Origin of the sequence: Acinetobacter sp. UBA3106 (assembly GCA_002365595.1) — a bacterium.
Lineage (GTDB): Bacteria > Pseudomonadota > Gammaproteobacteria > Pseudomonadales > Moraxellaceae > Acinetobacter.
The window spans coordinates 43,502-63,408 of record DFAM01000012.1; the positions used below are offsets into that span (position 1 = coordinate 43,502).

At 41.9% G+C, this 19,907-nt stretch carries 17 protein-coding genes and 1 pseudogene; 14 read left to right on the forward strand and 4 right to left on the reverse strand.

Annotated elements, in window-relative coordinates:
• The 7 genes and pseudogenes from B4C48_RS05390 to B4C48_RS05420 all read left to right on the forward strand — a co-directional run.
• Positions 1-369 (forward strand): annotated as a pseudogene (locus B4C48_RS05390) (glutathione-dependent formaldehyde dehydrogenase); the annotation flags it as partial.
• Positions 370-602: 233 nt separating this feature from the next.
• Positions 603-1,586: an acyl-CoA dehydrogenase gene (locus tag B4C48_RS05395; protein ID WP_291354583.1), complete on the forward strand. Its 984-nt coding sequence runs from the start codon at positions 603-605 to the stop codon at positions 1,584-1,586.
• Positions 1,574-2,359 carry a PIG-L deacetylase family protein gene (locus tag B4C48_RS05400; protein ID WP_291354584.1) on the forward strand — a complete coding sequence of 262 codons (786 nt, stop codon included), beginning with the start codon at positions 1,574-1,576 and terminating at the stop codon, positions 2,357-2,359. The genes B4C48_RS05395 and B4C48_RS05400 overlap by 13 nt, the downstream gene beginning before the upstream one ends.
• A complete protein-coding gene (locus B4C48_RS05405) occupies positions 2,352-2,951 on the forward strand; it encodes a class I SAM-dependent methyltransferase (RefSeq protein ID WP_291354585.1) in 600 nt (199 codons plus the stop codon). Before B4C48_RS05400 ends, B4C48_RS05405 begins: the two co-directional genes overlap by 8 nt.
• Entirely contained in the window at positions 2,948-3,613 is a 666-nt protein-coding gene (locus B4C48_RS05410; protein ID WP_291354586.1) for a glycosyltransferase, read from the forward strand. The genes B4C48_RS05405 and B4C48_RS05410 overlap by 4 nt, the downstream gene beginning before the upstream one ends.
• 453 nt (positions 3,614-4,066) lie before the next feature.
• Positions 4,067-7,006 carry an insulinase family protein gene (locus B4C48_RS05415; RefSeq protein ID WP_291354587.1) on the forward strand — a complete coding sequence of 980 codons (2,940 nt, stop codon included), beginning with the start codon at positions 4,067-4,069 and terminating at the stop codon, positions 7,004-7,006.
• A 22-nt stretch (positions 7,007-7,028) separates the two neighbouring features.
• Positions 7,029-8,183 (forward strand): phospholipase A, encoded by a 1,155-nt coding sequence (locus tag B4C48_RS05420; protein WP_291354588.1) that lies wholly within the window; start codon positions 7,029-7,031, stop codon positions 8,181-8,183.
• A 66-nt stretch (positions 8,184-8,249) separates the two neighbouring features.
• Here the strand turns inward: B4C48_RS05420 and B4C48_RS05425 are convergent, their stop codons facing one another.
• Together B4C48_RS05425 and B4C48_RS05430 are read right to left on the reverse strand one after the other, a co-directional pair.
• A complete protein-coding gene (locus B4C48_RS05425) occupies positions 8,250-9,590 on the reverse strand; it encodes a TrkH family potassium uptake protein (RefSeq protein ID WP_291354589.1) in 1,341 nt (446 codons plus the stop codon).
• Between the two features lie 3 nt (positions 9,591-9,593).
• Positions 9,594-10,244, reverse strand: a complete 651-nt coding sequence (locus B4C48_RS05430) for a potassium channel family protein (RefSeq protein WP_291354590.1) — start codon at positions 10,242-10,244, stop codon at positions 9,594-9,596.
• Positions 10,245-10,546: 302 nt separating this feature from the next.
• On the opposite strand from B4C48_RS05430, the gene B4C48_RS05435 reads away from it, so the two are divergent.
• Positions 10,547-11,092, forward strand: a complete 546-nt coding sequence (locus B4C48_RS05435; protein WP_291354591.1) for a hypothetical protein — start codon at positions 10,547-10,549, stop codon at positions 11,090-11,092.
• 60 nt (positions 11,093-11,152) lie between these two features.
• On the opposite strand, the gene ilvA is transcribed toward B4C48_RS05435, so the two are convergent.
• Positions 11,153-12,691, reverse strand: coding sequence for a threonine ammonia-lyase, biosynthetic (gene ilvA / locus B4C48_RS05440; protein ID WP_291354592.1), 1,539 nt, complete (start codon positions 12,689-12,691; stop codon positions 11,153-11,155).
• A 107-nt stretch (positions 12,692-12,798) separates the two neighbouring features.
• Between ilvA and rpiA the strand changes: the two genes are divergently transcribed.
• Positions 12,799-13,470, forward strand: coding sequence for a ribose-5-phosphate isomerase RpiA (gene rpiA, locus B4C48_RS05445; protein WP_291354593.1), 672 nt, complete (start codon positions 12,799-12,801; stop codon positions 13,468-13,470).
• Positions 13,471-13,577: 107 nt separating this feature from the next.
• Positions 13,578-14,252, forward strand: coding sequence for a M48 family metallopeptidase (locus B4C48_RS05450; protein ID WP_291354594.1), 675 nt, complete (start codon positions 13,578-13,580; stop codon positions 14,250-14,252).
• Between the two features lie 39 nt (positions 14,253-14,291).
• Here B4C48_RS05450 and B4C48_RS05455 read toward each other — a convergent pair whose 3' ends face one another.
• Entirely contained in the window at positions 14,292-15,029 is a 738-nt protein-coding gene (locus tag B4C48_RS05455) for a hypothetical protein (RefSeq protein ID WP_291354595.1), read from the reverse strand.
• A 211-nt stretch (positions 15,030-15,240) separates the two neighbouring features.
• Here B4C48_RS05455 and argC point away from each other — a divergent pair, with 211 nt between their 5' ends.
• The 4 genes from argC to clpA all read left to right on the forward strand — a co-directional run bounded on the left by argC (position 15,241) and on the right by clpA (position 19,848).
• Entirely contained in the window at positions 15,241-16,296 is a 1,056-nt protein-coding gene (gene argC / locus B4C48_RS05460) for an N-acetyl-gamma-glutamyl-phosphate reductase (RefSeq protein WP_291354596.1), read from the forward strand.
• A gap of 78 nt (positions 16,297-16,374) precedes the next feature.
• Positions 16,375-17,130 (forward strand): DUF6776 family protein, encoded by a 756-nt coding sequence (locus B4C48_RS05465; protein ID WP_291354597.1) that lies wholly within the window; start codon positions 16,375-16,377, stop codon positions 17,128-17,130.
• Between the two features lie 18 nt (positions 17,131-17,148).
• Complete coding sequence (gene clpS / locus B4C48_RS05470; RefSeq protein ID WP_291354598.1) at positions 17,149-17,562, forward strand: ATP-dependent Clp protease adapter ClpS; 414 nt, start codon at positions 17,149-17,151, stop codon at positions 17,560-17,562.
• A 9-nt stretch (positions 17,563-17,571) separates the two neighbouring features.
• The gene (gene clpA, locus B4C48_RS05475) at positions 17,572-19,848 is read left to right on the forward strand and encodes an ATP-dependent Clp protease ATP-binding subunit ClpA (RefSeq protein ID WP_291354599.1); all 2,277 of its coding nucleotides are present in this window, start codon (positions 17,572-17,574) and stop codon (positions 19,846-19,848) included.
• Positions 19,849-19,907: the final 59 nt, after the last annotated feature.

Below are 19,907 nucleotides of genomic sequence, written 5' to 3' on the forward strand. Positions count from 1 at the left end.
TTTGAAGCCAAAGGCAGCATGATTGAAACGGTGCTTACCAATCTTAAAATTGAAGGTTCAAGCGGTGCAGCTTTACGTCAGTGCATTGCGGCGGTGCGTCGGGGTGGAATTGTCAGTGTGCCGGGCGTTTATGCAGGTCCGATTCATGGTTTCCTGTTTGGTGATGCATTTGATAAGGGGCTGACCTTCAAAATGGGTCAGACTCATGTGCATAAATTCCTGCCTGAACTTCTGGAACATATTGAAAATGGCGATTTATCTCCAGAAATGATTATTACTCATCGCATGAATCTGTCCGATGCCGCTGAAGGCTACCGGATTTTTGATAAGCGTGAACAGGACTGCCGTAAAGTCATATTGACGCCTTAAAATAAGATAAATGCCAAATGGGTTCAGCAGCCGCAGTATGTAAATATTGCGGCTGTTTTATTTTAATAGCTCATGATGCCCATAAGAACAAAGAAAATAATAATATAATTTTTATACAAAAATACTTAAATTCAAATATTTAACGGCTTTAGAATGAACTAAATAATAGCAAAATTCTAATAACTTTAATGTGCCTCTAGTTCATATTAGTGGCAGTGAAAGGAGAGTGATCTTTGAGTTTAACTACAATTCTATCTGATTTTGAACAATCTCCCTCTACTATTGATAAAAATTTAGAACATGCTATTCAGCAATTAATTTCTTTTACTCCTGAGATCCCTCATCCCGGACAGGGACAAACTTTAAAGCGCTGGCAAATACTGGCCCAAGTTGCGGCAACCAATCTTAATTTAGTTAAATGGTTTGAGTCGCATCTGGATGCAATAAGCATACTCAAAGAATTAAAATTTCCTGATGTAAAAGAGGGGCTCTGGGCAGTCTGGGCGGCTGAAGGAGGTGAATCTCCTCTTCAATTCGAGCAAGGTTTATGCTCAGGTGAAAAGAACTGGTGCTCGGGAGCCGGCCTGGTTGATTATGGACTGATGACCTATCGGAATGAACATAATCGCTCACAATTGTTAATTGTCGATATGCATCAGCCTCATATCCAGATTGAGCATGAGGGTTGGCAAGCGGTTGGAATGCAGCATACGCGTACTGCCAGTATTCATTTTAATCAGGTGGGTGCGGAAGCTGTCAGTCATCCTAATGCTTATCTGGACAGGCCTGGATTCTGGCATGGGGCAGCCGGGGTTGCTGCATGCTGGTATGGAGCGGCCGCACGTTTGGCAGACTTTTTATATCAGGAATGTAAAAACAGGGCAGATGCCTATCGCCTGATGTATCTGGGAAAAATCAGTACTTTACTATTTGGCACACAGCAGTATTTTTATCATGTTGCGGAACAGATTGACCGGTATCCTGCTAAAAGCCATGAACGGATTATTCGGATATTACGTGCCCAAGTTGAACAGACCGCCCAATTGGTTCTGGAACAGGTCGGTCAGGCGCTTGGTGCGCGACCATTTTGTGAAAACCGAATATTTGCTTCATTGGCGGCTGACTTGCCGGTATTTTTAAGGCAAAGTCATGCCGCCTTTGATTTAGAACAAATTGGCCAATTGGTTGTTCAGGAGGATAGCGCATGGAGGCTATAAAGAAACATGCGCTGGTGGGAGACCGCCTGATTCACGGAGAGGGTACGGGCTATCAAGACTGGCTGAACTGGTCAGGACTGGATGCACTGCAACCTTTAGACATTGATGCCTGTTTTCCTGCAGGAAAACGTGTCCTGATTGTTGCACCGCATCCCGACGATGAAATTCTAGGCTGTGCCGGTCTTTTGCAGCAACTGGCTCAACTTGAGCGTGAGATCGTGCTGGTGGCTGTAACGAATGGCACCCAAAGCCATCCCGGCTCACGTGTTTATACAGCAGAGCAATTAAATAGCATACGTCCAGCTGAAACTCAGGCAGCGCTTGAGGTATTAGGAATTCAGCATGTAGTGAGCCGGATGGCTTTAAATATGATGGATGGCGAAGTGAGCTCTCAGCAAGACAGGTTTTATCAAGCTTTAGAGAGTTTGGTAAAGCCGGAGGATATTCTGGTCTGCACCTTTGACCGGGATGGGCATCCAGATCATGAGGCAACTGGAAAAGTGGTCCAGCAACTGGCAAATGAATTGCAATTATCCTGCTATCAGGTGCTGATTTGGGCCTGGCATTGGGCAATTCCTGAGGATAGCCGTATTCCCTGGAATAAAGCATTAAAATTACAACTGACTCCGCAGCAGCTTGAGTATAAAGCACAGGCTATTGCCTGTTTTAAAAGCCAGTTGAAACCAGATCAAAGCACTGGCCGGCCACCCATTCTATCCCCACAGACCATTCAACGAATTTTAATGCCTTGCGAGGTATATATTTGTGATTAATCAGACTGATTATTTTGATGAACTTTATAAAAATAACGATGATCCCTGGGAATATGAACAGCGCTGGTATGAACGGCGCAAACGCCAGATTTGTTTATCGCTGCTATTAAAATCTCAGTATGACAATGTGCTAGAAATTGGCTGTTCTAACGGGGTGTTTAGTGAGCAGCTAGCCCGGCGAGCAAAACATTTAACCAGTCTGGATGCCAATGCTAAAGCCGTCCAGATAGCGCAGAAACGTCTTGACTCTTTGCCTCATGTACAGGTTATCCAAAAGCGTATTCCAGAACAGTTTCCGGCCGGTTCTTTTGATCTGATTGTGATTAGTGAAATAATGTATTACCTGCAACCATCCGAACTGAGCGAATTAATCCATAAAGTGGAAAACGGCTTAACCCCACAGGGCATAGTGTTGTGCTGTCACTGGCGTTATCCAATTGAAGGATTTGCCCTGAAGGGTGAAGACGTACATCAAGTGTTGAGGCAACAATTTAGCCTCAATCATTATTTGAATCTTAATGATCCCGATTTTATAATAGACTTGTGGAGTAAGGACTCCACCACTTTAGCTGCTAAAGAGGGATTGCTATGATTGGAATTGTGATTCCTGCCTGTAATGAAGAGCATTATTTGCAAGATTGTCTGAATGCTATTCAAAACGCGGTAGAGGCATTACCCGATACAAAAACAAAAGTGCAGGTGCTGGTCGTGCTGGACAGTTGCAATGATCGGTCTTTGGAAATTGTGCAGCATGCAGGAGTGGACTATCTGGAGTGCAATTTTCATTGTGTTGGAAAAGTGCGTGATCTCGGGGTTCGCCATATGATCCGTTTGGGCGTCACCTGGATTGCCTGTACGGATGCCGACTCGTGTGTCGATTCGCAGTGGTTGTTACAGCAGCTCAATCACCAACCGGCAGATGCAATCTGTGGCGTGGTGGAAGTGGATAGCTGGAAAAAATTTTCTGCACTGACCCGAAAAAACTATCTGGCGCATTATCAGGATACGATGGACCATAGCCATGTTCATGGTGCCAATTTGAGTTTTAGTGCCATCTCCTATATCCAGTCTGGGGGCTTTGAAGCTTTATCCAGTCATGAAGACGTGCAGCTGATCAAGCGGATGATAGACATGGATTTCAACGTAATCTGGAGTAATCTGGTCCGGGTTAAAACCAGCAGTCGACTGCACGGGCGTGCACCTGAAGGCTTTGCAAATTTTCTCTATCAGCTTGAACATAACAGCGAAGTCTAGGTATTCAATCAAGTTTGTATAACAATGAAAAGAAAACTGACTGAGAAACTTAAATCCTTGTCTTAACTTAATTTAAATATTTATCTTTAGATAAAAGAAAAATCCGCCACTATTCTATCCTGAAAATAAAATATGGATCATGAGATACCATGTGATCGTTATTTTGCTGCCATAAAATTGAAGACAGGATTTCACTGCATAAAGAGAATCATACATGAATGCAAATTGCCTGAAAAACCTATTGTTTCGGATGGCCCAGACTTAACTCGCTTAATGAAGTAGCTGTGTCATGAAAGGTTATTTTTCCTTAAAAACCGTATTGATTTTATTGAAACACAAGAAATTGAAACTTGACTGAAATACTGGGAAATTCGTAATTGTACAAATCCAAATACTTTAAGATTCAGGTATAATCGAAAACATCTTATAAATATGTATACGTGAGGAGATCACATGACTGTAGATGTCACTGAAACCATTACCCAAACTGTTCATCCTGCGTTTCAGTTGATACGTCAACACCATGTTGAGGCCTTAGACATTTTTGTGTCTGAATATAAACATAAAGTGACCGGTGCAACCCATTATCACCTTGCCAGTGATCTGGATGAAAATGTCTTTCTGGTGGCGTTCCGTACTCAACCGATGGATTCAAAAGGCGAGGCGCACATTTTAGAACATACGGCATTATGCGGTTCTGAAAAATTCCCTGTTCGTGACCCGTTCTTCCTGATGATTCGCCGTTCACTCAACACCTTTATGAACGCATTTACTTCAGCAGACTGGACAGCTTATCCTTTTGCAACGCAAAACAAAAAAGACTTTCAAAACTTGCTGGAAGTGTATTTAGATGCCGCTTTTGCTGCGAATTTAAATGAACTGGATTTTGCTCAAGAAGGCATTCGTATTGAGCTGGAAAATGGCGAACCGGTCTATAAAGGCGTGGTGTTTAACGAAATGAAAGGGGCGATGAGTTCTCCTTCAGATCAGCTGTATCATCAACTGGCGCATCATTTATTCCCGAAAACCACCTATCATTACAATTCAGGCGGCGATCCTAAAGATATTCCAGATTTAACTTACCCAGAGTTAGTCGATTTCTATAAGTCACATTACCACCCAAGTAATGCGGTATTTATGACATTTGGCAATGAATCTGCCTATCATTTACAAGAACAATTTGAAACTTTGGCCTTGTCTAAATTCGAGAAAGGTCAAACCCTGCATTCAACGCCTGAAACACGTTTAACTGCACCGATTGAAGTGACAGAAACCTATGCTTTAGATGCAGAAGATTTAAAAGATAAAACCTATCACATCATTTCATGGTTATTGCCTCAGGCTAGCGATATTAAATTGCGCTTGGGTATGCGTCTGGTTGAAGGAATTTTACTGGAAGATTCCGCGTCGCCATTACGTCATTACCTGGAAACCTGTGACTATGCACAATCTACTGGTCCAATCATGGGCGTAGATGATTCCAATTTTGAAATGACTTTCTTCTGTGGCGTACAGGGTTCAAACCCGGAACATGCACAAGAATTTAAAGACGGCGTATTTAAGGTTCTTGAAGACGTTGCCTCTAAACCGGTTGATGCTGAAATGGTGGATGCGATTTTGCATCAGATTGAATTGCATCAGCGTGAAATCAATGGCGACGGTATGCCGTATGGTTTAAGCCTGATTTTAAACGGTTTAGGCAGCGTGATTCACCACAGCGATCCCATTGATGTTTGGGACGTAGACACGGCCATTGAGCAAGTTAAAGAAGAACTTAAAGACCCAATGTGGCTGTCAAATCTGATTAAAGAGCATTTGCTGGATAATACCCATCGCGTGCAAATGACTTTGGTGCCAGATGCAACCAAATCGGCTAAAGAAGCGGAAGCTGAAAAAGCACGTTTGGCTGAGATTGGGGCTAAGCTGACTGATGAACAGAAAGCTGAAATCATCAAGCAAACCGAAGCCTTAAAAGTTCGTCAAGATACACCGGATGACATGAACCTGTTGCCGAAAGTAGGGTTAGAGGATGTCCCGGCGGATCTGCATATTGTACAGGGTCAATTGCGTGAAATTATCAGCAATAATCTGGATACACCTTTGAATCTGTACCATGCTGGTACCAACGGTATTTACTATCAACAGGTGTTGGTGAAAATTCCAGATGAAGTGGTGCACTCGCCATACTTCAATTTGCTGTCTGTTTTGTTGGGTGAAGTCGGTGCTGGCGAGTACGATTATCTTGAGCTACAGCAACTGCAAACCGCAGTGAGCGGTGGTGTAGGCATGGGCGCATCTTTACGCTCAAAAGTGGATGACAAAAATAAAATCAGCGCTTGGCTCACGTTAACCACCAAATCTCTTGTGAATAACTTTGAAGCGATCCGCATCTTGAAGTTGGCTTTTGAACAACTTCGTTTTGATGAAAAAGACCGTATTATTGAATTATTGCAGCAACGTAAAACACGTTGGCAATCGCGTATTTCAGGTTCTGGTCATAGCTATGCCATGCAAATTGCATCACGTAATTGCAGTGCCTTGGCACAGCGCGATTATCAAAATACCGGTTTGGGGGCACTGAACTGGTTAGGTGACTTGGTCAATAAAATTGAAAATGATGAAGTTGCTTATGAGGCTTTAATTGCAGAGCTCAAAGCGATTCATCGTTTACTTTTACAGGCACCAAAACAGTTCCTGCTGGTTTGTGAAGAACATCAGTCTGATCGTTTGATTGAAGAAGTTCAAGAGGTTTGGGATAAGCTGGCAGTTGATCAAACACCGGTAGAATTAACGCCAGTTTTCACAGAAAATAGCAATAAAGACGAAGCCTGGCTGATTCAAGCCAATGTTCAATTCTGTGCTTCAGCTTATGCTGCAGTTGAGGTCTCTCATCCAGATGCTGCACCGCTGATGGTACTGGCTGCATATTTACGTAATGGCTTCTTGCATAGTGCGATTCGTGAAAAAGGCGGTGCCTATGGTGGTGGCGCTAGCTACGATGGTAATGCCTGTTCGTTCCGTTTCTATAGCTATCGTGATCCGCGTCTGGCAGAAACCTTTAAAGACTTTGATGCCAGTATTGACTGGTTGCTGAATACAGAACACCAGCCACATCAACTCGAAGAAGCGATTTTGGGCTTGGTTGCGAGCATGGATAAGCCAGGTTCTCCTGCCGGAGAAGCAATTAGTGCCTGCTATGCACTCTTGCATGCACGTACACCTGCGGTGCGCAAGCAGTTACGTGCGCGTTTACTTGCTGTAACTCTGGATGATTTAAAACGAGTTGCAGAACAATATCTGGTTCAGCAAAAACCGGTCAAAGCGGTGGTTGCACCGGTGGCTAAGCGTGAAGCATTGCTTGAACTTGGTTTTGATATTAAGCAAGTGAACTAAAACATAATTCGAGGAATACTCTATGGCGTTCAAACAACTTGAACGCACTACCTTGCAACTGAGCATGATCATGCTCAGTTCTTTGTATGTGACGAATATTAATGCGCAAACACCAGAATCTTTAATTACACCAGCAAGTCCTGAAGCCTGTGTGGGTTTAGAGTCGAATGCTGATCGTCTGGCTTGTTATGACACTTTATTCAAGGTGCCTGAAGCAGAGAAACCACAGCTGGTGTCTGAGCGTCAAGCAGCCAATCAAATTGCGCCGAAACCGACAGAACCTGAAACGATCAAAGAAAAAATCAGCCATGGTGTGAATAACGTATTTGCAGCGGAAGGGCCAAAAATTGACCCGAATACCTCTTTGCTGGACAAGCGTTGGGAACTGTCTCCTGAAAGCAAACTTGGAACCTGGAATATTCGTGCGCATCAGCCGGTTTATTTACTTCCGGGATTCTGGACGTCAGACAAAAATGAGCGTCCTTCCAGTCCAAATGAAAACAATACGGTACAGGTAGGGGATGACCAAAACCTGAAATCGATGGAAGCAAAATTCCAGTTGTCGTTAAAAACCAAAGCAGTTGAAAACCTGTTTGGTGATAATGGCGATGTCTGGTTCGGTTATACCCAGTCATCACGCTGGCAGGTCTATAATGCGGATGCTTCGCGTCCTTTCCGTGAAACTAACTATGAGCCTGAAGCGAGTCTGGTTTTTCGGACCAATTATGAAATTTTGGGCTTAAATGCTCGCTTACTGGGCGTGACCTTTAACCATCAGTCCAATGGTCGTGCCGATCCCTTATCACGTAGCTGGAACCGTATTATCTTTAATCTCGGTTTAGAGCGCGATAACTTTGCGCTGATGTTACGTCCTTGGTATCGCATTGAAGAAGATGCCAAAGATGATAACAACCCGGATATTAAAAATTATATCGGTCGTGGTGACTTGACTGCATTCTACCGCAAGAATGATCATGAATTTTCACTGATGCTGCGTCACTCGCTAAAAGGCGGTGATGATGCACATGGGGCAGCGCAGTTTGACTGGGCATTCCCAATTAGCGGTAAATTACGTGGCCATTTTCAATTATTTGATGGCTATGGTGAAAGCCTGATTGATTATAACCACCGTGCGACTTATGTCGGTTTAGGTGTGTCTTTAATGAATTGGTATTAAAATTTATCAGTGCATCAAAAAAACCACTCAATTGAGTGGTTTTTTTATATCGAAAATTAATCGTAATTAACCAATCTGAATATCCGCCGGTGGATGTTTTAAACGGCTCTTTTTTGGAGTGGCAATCAGGTAAGCCAAGGTCAGTGGACCCAAACGACCCGCGAACATCAGCAAGATTAAAGCAATTAGGCTTGCAGGCTGTAGTTCACTGGTGATGCCGCGCGATAATCCGACCGTGCAGGCGGCTGAAACCGCTTCAAACAGTAAATCCAGAAAGTCTTTATTCGGCTCTAAAATAAGAAGCGTAAACAGTCCTAAAAATATCAAGATCGCCGTGATGGAAAGGACGGCAAAAGCCTTAAATGACGTCACTTTTGAAACGGAATGATTGAATACCCGTAACTCTTCAGAACGGCGTAAAAAGGTAATTACACTTAAAACCACAATAATAAATGTACCGACTTTAATACCACCTGCAGTACTTAAAGAACCACCGCCAATAAACATCAGCATGATGGTGACTAAAGTAGAGGCATCGGTCATGCTGGAGATATCCAGGCTGTTGAAACCGGAGGAGCGCGGCACAGTGGCATGGAACCAGGCATTCAAGGCCTGATCGCCTAGGCTCATGTTGGAAAGAGTCAGCGGATTATTGGCTTCCAGAATCCAAATGATGACAAAGGCGGAAAGATTTAAGCCGGCAATGGTAGAGAGCATTAATTTGCTATTGGTGCTTAATTTTTTCCAGCGACGGGCACGTTTTATATCCATCAGTACCACAAAACCAATACCGCCAATAATGTAAAGCATACTGATGGTAAAGGTAATGAAATAATGGTCGGCAAAACTCATCAAACTATTCGGGAATAGGGAAAAGCCGCCATTATTAAAAGCGGAAACACTATAAAAAGCCGCATAAAAAAAGGCGCGGGAAAAATCATATTCCTGCATCCAGGCAATGGTTAAAATGACGGTACCAATCGCCTCAAAAAATAAGGAATATAATAGTACACCTTTAATGGTGAAAGACACCTTGGCCAGACTGGTTTGACCAATGGTTTCCTGCGCCATCATTTGCTGTTTGAGCCGGATATTGGAAGAAAGACTCAATGCCGCCAGTATGGCAAAAGTCATAAAGCCCAAGCCGCCACATTGCAGTAACAGCATAATGATGACTTGACCAAAGGTGGTATAGGAATCTCCGACATTCACCACCGAAAGTCCGGTAATGGTTACCGCGGAAGTTGAGGTAAACAGGGCATTGAGCCAGCTTAACTCACCATGATGGGCAATGGGTAATTTTAACAATAAGGTACCGGCGACAATAAAGCTCAAAAAACCCAGAGCCAGTAAACTGGGAGGGCTAAGATTGACTGTATTGGTTTTTTTATTTTGCGGCTGATTCATATTTTATTTAAACCGGGCAGACAGTTTTCGTAAGGGTTCAAGTTCACCTTCAACCAATAAAATATCACCTTCTTGCAGAATTAAATGAGGATCAATCTTAAACAGAATATCCTTGCCGCGTTTATGCAGCAGGGTTTTAACTTCGCTATTATGGTCCATCAGATGGTTAAAGCGTTCACCCTGCAGACTTTTTTTAATTTCAATTTTGACAATAAAATGATTGTCTTCTAATGCCATATAGCGGCTGACCATCGGGTAGCTTAAAGACTGGGCAATACGGGTACCCATATCTTCTTCGGGGTGAATGATTTTATTCACCCCCAGATGGGCCAGTATCATGTGGTGGGCTTTAGATTTGGCTTTGGCCCAAATCTTGTTCATGCCCATGTTTTTCAGATGCAGGACACATAAAATACTGGCTTCAATATCTTCACCAATCGCCACGACGACCGCTTCACAATTTTGGATATTCAGTTCTCTAAGCACATGTTCATCGGTGGCATCGGCAATCACAGCATGAGTGAGCTGATCAGAGATATTTTCAACATATTTTTTATTGCTGTCGATTCCAATGACATCATGGTTTAGTCCGACCAGTTCTGTAGCTACTGTTGCGCCAAAACTGCCTAAACCAATGACTGCAAATAATGCCATTCAGCGTATTCCTTATCTGGTTTTTATATGCTTTTGATTCATAAAATGTATGTGTATAGAGACTCATTTTATAATTTTATGATTGATTCAGCTATCGGGCTTACAAAATTATATATAACAAAGGCTTATTTCTACATCTGTTTACTCATATGATTACAAGACCTTTATTCATAATTTTAAGCATGAGTGAATTGTGAAAGGGATTTGCTAGGTAGGCTTGTTTGGATTGCAGCATGTCATAAAACATTCAAAAAATCTGGATATGATTTATTTTTAAAACTCTATTTTTATAGTGGATGAAAATGGATGATAAAAAGATTTTTAGATTATTACAGGAATGGTTTCCTACGCTGAAACAGCAGGGAATTCCGAAGAAGAAGCATCGGGATATTTTTCAGGATTTTCTGGCATGGGTAAAAGCCGAAAAAGTAAGTAAACAGAACTGTACCTATTTAATGGCAGTGGATGCTGAAAACCCCTATGAAAACAGCTTGGAACAATGTGCTGTTTTACAGCATATGAACATTGATATGGGTTTAACCCAGCAGAAAATTCGTGAAAGAGTGACTCCTTTATATCAACACTATGAAAAGCATAAACAGGTGATCGGGAAATATTACAATGTCCATGCACATGCTTTTGATATTGTTTTTGAAGAAATTTACACTCTTCTAAAATCTCAAAATTTTGAACTATTAATTATCTATGCGGAAAAAGCCTATTGGATGGCAGTGCCTGATCAGGATGTCAAAATCCATAAATTCTGTAAGTTTTTCTCGAAACAATTTAAGCATGAAGAGATTTGTATAGAACACTATATAAAAATGGACTGTCTTAGATCGATTTAAAAATTTGGAATATAAAAAAGAGCCAGTACATGGCTCTTTTTTAATGTGATTTTTAATCACTTATTTCAAGAAACGCTGATAACCTAGGTTATTGGTAATTTCTGCATATGGATAAGTGATACTTTCCAATGTTTCAATCAAGCCATCCGGATTTTGTTTCGCATCGCTTGCTTCTAAGCCAACCAGTACACGACCTTCGGCTGCGCCGTGGTTGCGGTAGTGGAACAGGGTAATGTTATGGGTAGGACCAAGACGTTCCAGGAAAGTCAGTAATGCACCTGGACGCTCTGGAAACTCGACACGGAATAGACGTTCATTTTCAATATCTGCATGACCACCCACCAGATAACGGATATGCAGTTTGGCAACTTCATCATCAGACAAGTCATCAACATCATATTGCGTTGCCAAGGTGTCATAAATGTCGTGACGTTCTTTTTCGCCACCTTTTAAGCTAATGCCGACAAAAACTTGAGCAGCACTAGAAGAGCTGGCACGGTAGTTGAATTCAGTGATGTTACGACCTTGTAGGGCACGGCAGAAGTTCAGGAATGAGCCTTTTTCTTCTGGAATAGTGACGGCGAAAATAGCTTCTTTACGTTCACCGAGTTCGGTACGCTCAGCAATGTAACGCAGGCGATCAAAGTTCATGTTGGCACCGCAAACAATCGACACCATGTTTTTACCTTCCAAGCCATGTTCAGCGACATATTTCTTGATTCCGGCAAGTGCCATGGCACCAGAAGGTTCAACAATGCTGCGACATTCGTCATAAGTATCTTTGATGGCAGCACAGATTTCATCCGTGTTCACCAGAACAACCTCAGGTTCAACAATTGGACCTGAGTTGTCAGATTTTTGCAGGCGAATCACATCAAACGGTTTTTCACCAATCTGTGCAACCGCAGTACCATCGGCAAATAGACCTACAGAAGGCAGAATCACGCGTTCATTGGCTTCAAAAGCTGCTTTCAAGCATGCTGACTCATCATATTCTACAGGAATAACTTTCACATGTGGAGCAACATCGCCTAGGTAAGCAGCAACACCGGCAATTAAACCGCCACCACCAACGGCAACAAATACATATTCCACATCACGCCATTGACGCAAAATTTCATTGGCAATGGTGCCTTGACCCGCCATCACCAGTTCATCGTCATAAGGCGGAATAAAGGTCATGCCATCATCAATAGAACGTTGAATCGCATATTTGTTGGCGACATCAAATGAATCACCATGCAATACCACTTCACCACCCAGGCGTTTAACAGCCTGAACTTTAATATCAGGCGTGGTTTTTGGCATCACGATAATGGCGCGAATTCCCAGTTTTTTACCAGACAGAGCCACACCTTGTGCATGGTTTCCTGCTGAAGCCGTAATAACGCCACGTTCCAACTGAGATTTCGGTAATTGACTAATACGATTATAGGCACCGCGTAGCTTGAAGGAAAAGACAGGTTGCAAATCTTCGCGTTTAAAGCGAATGTTATTATTTAGCTTTTCACTAATTCGTGGCGCTGCTTCGAGTGGGGTTTCGATTGCAACGTCATACACCGTTGCCTGTAATATTTGTCGAACCAAACGAGACAGCATGTTAATTTTCCATCTAACAGTTTAAAATAGGCCTTTATTGTAACAAACCCCTGTACATTTGCGCTGTTTAATCAGCAACAAATGTCAAAAAATAGTTGAGCCAAGTTATGAGTCTGTATGCTACCCAAGATGAAAAGAAACAAGCTGCCGCAAAAGCTGCTTTAAAACACTTGCCTAAAGGCGGGATTTTGGGTGTAGGTACAGGAAGTACTGTGAACTTCCTCATTGAATTATTGCCAGAATTGCAACTGGAAGCTGCGGTTGCCAGCTCTGAAGCGACTGCCGAGCGCCTTAAAAAATTAGGCATTGAAGTGGTTGATATGAATTCAGTTGGCGGCCTAGATGCTTATGTAGATGGCGCAGATGAAATTGATCGTCACATGCATATGATTAAAGGCGGCGGTGCGGCATTGACCCGTGAAAAAATCGTTGCGTCGATTGCAAAGAAATTCGTGTGTATTGTTGATGATTCAAAATGGGTAGAACAGTTGGGTCGCGATTTCCCGTTGCCTGTAGAAGTGATTCCAATGGCACGCTCTGCAGTAGCACGTAAAATTGTCAGCTTGGGCGGTGATCCGGTTTATCGTGAAGGTGTAATCACTGATAACGGTAATGTGATTCTAGATGTACATAACTTGAATATCTTAAATGCGCTTGAACTCGAAAAGACCATCAATGACATTCCGGGTGTGGTGTGCAACGGTATTTTTGCAATTAATAAAGCAGATATTGCTGTAGTTGCAACAGATAACGGCATTGAAGAACGTACTGCGGTTTAATCCCTTGATTCAATAGATAGAATCCCCCTAAATCCCCCTTTGCTAAAGGGGGACTTTTAAAAGCCCCTCTTTGAAAAAGAGGGGTTGGGGGAGATTTAAAAAAACAAATGACCCCAAACGACCTACCTGAAATCCAGATTGTCCGTCATGCGCGAGCGAAACGTTTGCGCTTACGTGTCGACTCGGCTCAAATTCGTTTAACTGTACCGCTGCTTTGCAGCAAACGAAAAATTCAAAACTTTCTAGATCAAGCTGAAGAATGGTTACTAAAAACCTGGCAAGAACAAAAAACAGCGATCCAAGACCGCGTTTTACCGACCGAACTCCAGCTTTTTAATTTAGCGCAGCCTTTACAGGTTGTTTATAAAAGCCAAAAAAATTCTTTTATTTATGATGAATTAAAAAATCAACTTTTGATTAGCGATCGTCAGCCCGAACAATATTTAAAAGCTTTCGTGATGGCTTATGCCAAACAGCATCTTCCACTTTATTTAGAAGAGTTGAGCGAAGAATGTAAGCTGAATTTTGGAAAATGTGCGATTCGCCAACCGAAAACGCGTTGGGGCAGTTGCTCGGCGAAACATGACATTATGTTGAATAGTAGTCTAGTATTGTTCCCTGAACATGTTACCCGTTATGTTTGTGTACATGAGCTGGCGCATACACGGCATTTTGATCATAGTCCAAGGTTTTGGGCTGAAGTACAAAAACATGATGTCAATTTCCAGCAGCATCGTAAAATTTTAAAAACCAGTCCAATGCCTTGGTGGTGGTGTGCTTAGACAAAATATCTACAAGGGAATTTCACTTAAAAAAGCGAATTATCCTTTAAGCTCATGTCTGCTCAATGTAATCATTGTAGGGAGTCCTAAGGTTTTGAAGAGTGCTGTTCTTGAGTATGGATTCTTTAGGCATTCTTTTTTAATCAGCGATTTCATTTCATTTTTAAAATTATCTCTCGGGTATTTTTCTAATACTTGTTTCACAAAACTATAATTAAAAAGATTCAACTCTGATCCAATGACATCAAAGGAAGTGGCTTTTTGCAGTAATAAAGATTCTTTGGAAATATTTGAATCATGTTCATCTAAATAACCATTCATATGCAGGCAGATTGCATCTGAAATATTTTGAGTTTTCTCTATCTCATATGAATTTTTTTGACAGATGGCTTCGCTTCTTAAAGCACTTTCTAAAGTAAAGCACTGACATGAGAAGTTTGCTTGAGGATCAGCCAAACCGACATTATGCATTAAACTCGCAATAAGATAAGACTCATGATCAAACTGCCAATTTTTGGTATTGGCCACAGCAATTCCCCAAAAATAACATCGCCAAGAGTGTTGAATAATTTCAACTGAGGAACATTGATTTAATTCTGAGATCACCTCTTGAACAATGGGAGTATCGGGAACCAGGTAATCTTGAAGATTGAGTTGATTACTTCGGTTATAAGGTTGAAAGAACGTTTTGCTATAAGCGAATACTGATGGAATCAGGGTTCGGTTGATGAGTTTAATTTTTTCACCAGTTGATAATTTTCCGTTAGATGTTTTCATCCATATGCGTGACCCTATCATTTTTATATTCTCTGCTATTATTTCAAATTAGATTAATTACTCTAATTTAATGATGCAAGTGCTTCTCTTTCCTTCAACTTAGGATTTAAAAGCTTAAATAAAATAAGCGAGATCGGGTAAAACAGTTCAGAAAACCAAAACTTCCTGTCATACTACGCAGTTACGAAATGGACACTTTAGATTTGAGGTAGTGATCGTGATTACTGTTGGTATTGTCGGTGGTACAGGTTATACAGGCGTTGAATTGTTGCGTCTTTTACTACGACACCCAAATGTGCAAGTAAATGTACTGACATCACGTACCGAAAATGGTCGCCGTGTCGATGACATGTTCCCAAGCCTACGTGGTCATACCGATCTTCAATACTCAGATTTGAACATCGATGAATTGAAAAAATGTGATGTCGTGTTCTTTGCCACTCCGCATGGGGTAGCCATGAAACATGCAGCAGAACTGGTTGCAGCAAATACTAAAGTCATCGACCTGGCAGCAGATTTCCGTTTGCAAGACTTAGACCAATTTGAAAAATGGTATGGTCTTCAACATGCCTGCCCAGATATTTTAAAAGATTCAGTTTATGGTCTGTCAGAACTCAACCGTGACAAAATTAAGCAAGCTAGCGTGATTGGTAATCCGGGTTGCTATCCAACGACTGTGCAACTGGGTCTTGCGCCATTATTTAAACAGGCTGAAGCATTGGTGAAACCTGAAAGTATTATTATTGATGCAAAATCAGGTGTTTCTGGTGCAGGCCGTAAAGCCAGCCTCGGCATGATTTATTCTGAAAATGCTGATAACTTTAAGGCTTATGGCGTGGCAGGTCACCGTCATCATCCTGAAATTGTAGAAGCATTGGAAAATATTTCCGGTCAAAAAGGTGTGTTTAATCACATTGTATTTGTACCGCATTTAGTGCCGATGATCCGTGGTATGCTCAGCACCATTTATGTCGATTTGACCGATGCCGGTGATGCGGCGGACCTGCAAAGCTTGTATGAACAGTTCTATGCCAATGAACAGTTTGTCGATGTGATGCCAGCCAACAGTTCACCTGAAACACGTTCTGTGCGCGGCGCAAACCAGCTTCGTATTGCGCTGTATAAACCGCAACCGAAAAAACTGATTGTGCTCTCTGTACAGGATAATCTGGTGAAAGGTGCGGCAGGACAGGCAGTACAAAATATGAACCTGATGTTTGGCTTTGCTGAAAATGCAGGTCTTGCAGGAATTGGTTTATTACCATAAAAAACGTTTTTCAACTTCACACACATTTGGATTTGGATTTAAATGTGTGTTTTGAATGAATCAAAATAAGAGATGACGATGCCGAACTCTGACTCAAATACTCCGTCACAACTGTCTTTTCTCAGTAAAAAGCCTTTTTTAAAGGGCAATTTACCACTGGGAATTAGTGCGGCCATTCTTATTCTGGGAAGTGGTTTGCTGGGCTATTCAGTTGGGCATCGGCAAGGTTTGACTGTAGTCGGCTATGAAGCTGATGCCGAACAACTGGTCGAAGTCGTGCAAAAGCAAAAGAGCAGTTTGCAAACATTGAATAAAAACTTGAATTTGGCTGTACAGGAACGTGATGTCGCGGTCAGTAATTCCAATGATTTGTTTGCTGCTTTGAACCAGGCACGTGAAGATAAAACCCAGGCTGAAGGGTTAAGTGCAATTTACCGTGAAGTATTGCGTCAGCGTGGTGGTTTAAGTCTGACAATACAAAATATCGGGATTAAACCCTTACCTGAAAATGCCTATGAATATCAACTTGATCTGGTTCAAGTGAGTCCAAATAAACGCAGTATTTCAGGAACTGTAGAATTGCGTTTAATTCAGGGTACTGAAGTTTTAGTTGTTCCTATGGAAGATAAAAACTTTAACTTTGAAGATTATGAACGTTTAACCGGACGCTGGACCATGCCTAAAGGCTTCACCCCGCAATTCATTGAAGTGCGTTTAAGCGGTGCAACAAGTACGCCAGTGATTAAACGTTTTAGTTGGGGCCGTGGCAAACCGATAGAGAGTCAATCTGCATTTATTTCTGAAATTCCTCAAGCAGAAGCAAATGCACAATAAATGTGAATTAAAAATCCTATGCGAATGAATAAGCGTCAAAATTGTTTAAATGCCATCAAAAATTCTTTTCATCAATCAGGATATGTCGATTGGCATATTAGTCCACGCTTAGGTCATGACTCGCAAGATGAATCTGAAGGTGAAATCGCAGTACAAACTGCGCCGCCCGAATTAAAACGTCCGCCGATGTATGCTGTTGTTTTAATGAACGACGATTACACCCCAATGGACTTTGTAATTGAAATTTTACAACAATACTTTGCTTTAAATCTTGACCAAGCAACCCAAGTAATGCTAACTGTACATTACGAAGGGAAAGGTGTTGCAGGCGTTTATCCACGTGACATTGCGGAAACGAAAGCGAACCAAGTCAATAATTATGCTCGGTCTCAAGGTCATCCATTACTTTGCCAGATTGAGCCAAAAGATTAAGGGGATTACATGCTCAGTCGTCAATTAGAAGTATCTTTACGTTTGGCTGTAAGCATGGCTCGTCAAAAGAGACATGAGTTTCTCACGGTTGAACATTTATTGTTGGCTTTACTTGATAATGACTCTGCTGTAAATGCGCTTAAAGCGTGTGGTGCGGACATTATCGTTCTACGTAAAGAGCTAGAAGAATACGTTGAACAACACACCCCTAAACTAAGTGAACATAGCGATCAGGCGCCGCATCCGACTGAAAGTTTTGATCGTATTCTGCAACGTGCGATTTTTCATGTGCAATCCAGCGGTGGCGATCGAACTGTTGAAGGCGCAGACATTCTTGTTGCGATGTATTCTGAACGTGATTCTTTTGCGGTTTATTTGCTTAAACGTCATCAAATTAATCGTTTAACTTTAACCCAATATTTGTCACATGGTACACGTAAGGAAGACGTACAGGCAGAGGAAGAAGTAGAGGAGCTGGATGGTGAAACGTCGAATTCTTCTAATGCAGGTCCGCTGGATTTATATACCACCAATTTGAATATAGAAGCGCAAAAAGGAAAAACCGATCCTTTGATTGGGCGTGAAAAAGAAATTGAACGTACAGCACAAATTTTATGCCGTCGCCGTAAAAATAATCCCTTGCTGGTCGGTGATCCTGGTGTAGGTAAAACCTCGATTGCAGAAGGTCTGGCTTGGTTGATTGTCAACGGTAAAGCGCCTAAACCACTGGCGAATGCAGAGATATATAGTCTCGATATTGGTGCCTTGGTTGCAGGAACCAAATATCGTGGTGACTTTGAAAAGCGCTTGAAACAATTGTTGAATGCCTTGAAAAAGAAACCGGAAGCTGTGTTATTTATTGATGAAATTCACATGATCATTGGTGCTGGCTCAAGCATGGGCAGTACCATGGATGCATCGAATCTGATTAAACCGGCTTTGTCGAATGGTACCTTGCGTTGCATCGGTTCAACCACTTTTCAGGAATACCGTCAGGTGTTTGAAAAAGATCATGCATTGTCGCGTCGTTTCCAGAAAATTGATGTCAATGAACCTTCTATTTCAGAAACCATAGATATTTTACGTGGCTTAAAATCGAAATTTGAAGATTTTCATCACGTACAATATGAAGATAAAGCATTGGTTTCTGCGGTAGAGTTATCAGCCAAGTTTATTAATGACCGTTTCTTGCCAGATAAAGCGATTGACGTGATTGACGAGGCAGGTGCTCAGCGCCGTTTAAAAGCGGAGCAGGATGACAGTCTGATCACGGTTGAAAATATTGAAGACATCATTTCGAAAATTGCGCGTATTCCGCCGAAAACCGTATCGAAAGATGATAAAACCGTACTTTCAAATCTTGAGCGTGACCTTAAACGTGTGGTGTTCGGTCAGGATGAAGCTATTGAGGCACTCGGTTCTGCAATTAAATTATCACGTGCCGGGTTGAAATCACCAGACAAACCTGTTGGTAGCTTTGTCTTTGCAGGTCCTACAGGTGTCGGTAAAACTGAAGTAACCAAGCAGTTGGCAAAACTTTTGGGTGTGGAGCTGGTTCGTTTCGACATGTCGGAATATATGGAGCGTCATGCGGTTTCACGTTTAATTGGTGCGCCTCCAGGTTATGTTGGTTTTGACCAAGGTGGTTTGCTCACCGATGCGATTCATAAGAGTCCACATTGCGTATTGCTGCTGGACGAAATTGAAAAAGCTCATCCAGATGTATTTAACTTGTTATTGCAAATTATGGATCACGGTTCATTAACCGATAATAATGGTCGCAAGTCAGATTTCCGTAATGTGATTCTTGTGCTCACCACCAATATCGGCGCTGAAAGTATTTCACGTGTCAGCATTGGTTTTAGAGAGCAAGACAATAGCAATGACAATCAGGAAGCGATGAAGAAAGCCTTCTCTCCAGAATTCCGTAACCGTCTGGATGGTGTGATTCAATTCAAGGCATTGCCAACCACGATTATTGAAAATGTGGTGGATAAATTCCTGACTGAACTTCAAGCTCAGCTGGATGATAAAAAAGTCATTCTTGAAGTGGATAAGAGTGCGCGTGAATGGATGGCTGAAAATGGCTATGACCGTTTAATGGGTGCCCGTCCAATGCAACGCCTGATTCAGGAACATCTGAAAAAACCATTAGCCGAAATGATTTTATTTGGTGAATTGGCTGAACATGGTGGCAATGTTTCGGTATCTGTGAAGAAAGAGAATGGTAAAGCGGTGGGTCTTAAACTTGAAGTGTTTGAAGATCAAACTGCAGAACCTGCTTAATCATTAAACCTCATAAATAAAAAACCCGTGTTCACACGGGTTTTTTATTTATTTCAAGC

Coding starts and splice junctions, on each gene's coding strand:
- B4C48_RS05400 (WP_291354584.1), top strand. CDS start 1,574: ATGGAGGCTATAAAGAAACATGCGCTGGTGGGAGACCGCCTGATTCAC.
- clpS (WP_291354598.1), top strand. CDS start 17,149: ATGCGAATGAATAAGCGTCAAAATTGTTTAAATGCCATCAAAAATTCT.
- B4C48_RS05465 (WP_291354597.1), top strand. CDS start 16,375: ATGCCGAACTCTGACTCAAATACTCCGTCACAACTGTCTTTTCTCAGT.
- B4C48_RS05415 (WP_291354587.1), top strand. CDS start 4,067: ATGACTGTAGATGTCACTGAAACCATTACCCAAACTGTTCATCCTGCG.
- rpiA (WP_291354593.1), top strand. CDS start 12,799: ATGAGTCTGTATGCTACCCAAGATGAAAAGAAACAAGCTGCCGCAAAA.
- B4C48_RS05430 (WP_291354590.1), bottom strand. CDS start 10,244: ATGGCATTATTTGCAGTCATTGGTTTAGGCAGTTTTGGCGCAACAGTA.
- B4C48_RS05420 (WP_291354588.1), top strand. CDS start 7,029: ATGGCGTTCAAACAACTTGAACGCACTACCTTGCAACTGAGCATGATC.
- B4C48_RS05425 (WP_291354589.1), bottom strand. CDS start 9,590: ATGAATCAGCCGCAAAATAAAAAAACCAATACAGTCAATCTTAGCCCT.
- clpA (WP_291354599.1), top strand. CDS start 17,572: ATGCTCAGTCGTCAATTAGAAGTATCTTTACGTTTGGCTGTAAGCATG.
- B4C48_RS05455 (WP_291354595.1), bottom strand. CDS start 15,029: ATGAAAACATCTAACGGAAAATTATCAACTGGTGAAAAAATTAAACTC.
- B4C48_RS05410 (WP_291354586.1), top strand. CDS start 2,948: ATGATTGGAATTGTGATTCCTGCCTGTAATGAAGAGCATTATTTGCAA.
- B4C48_RS05450 (WP_291354594.1), top strand. CDS start 13,578: ATGACCCCAAACGACCTACCTGAAATCCAGATTGTCCGTCATGCGCGA.
- ilvA (WP_291354592.1), bottom strand. CDS start 12,691: ATGCTGTCTCGTTTGGTTCGACAAATATTACAGGCAACGGTGTATGAC.
- B4C48_RS05435 (WP_291354591.1), top strand. CDS start 10,547: ATGGATGATAAAAAGATTTTTAGATTATTACAGGAATGGTTTCCTACG.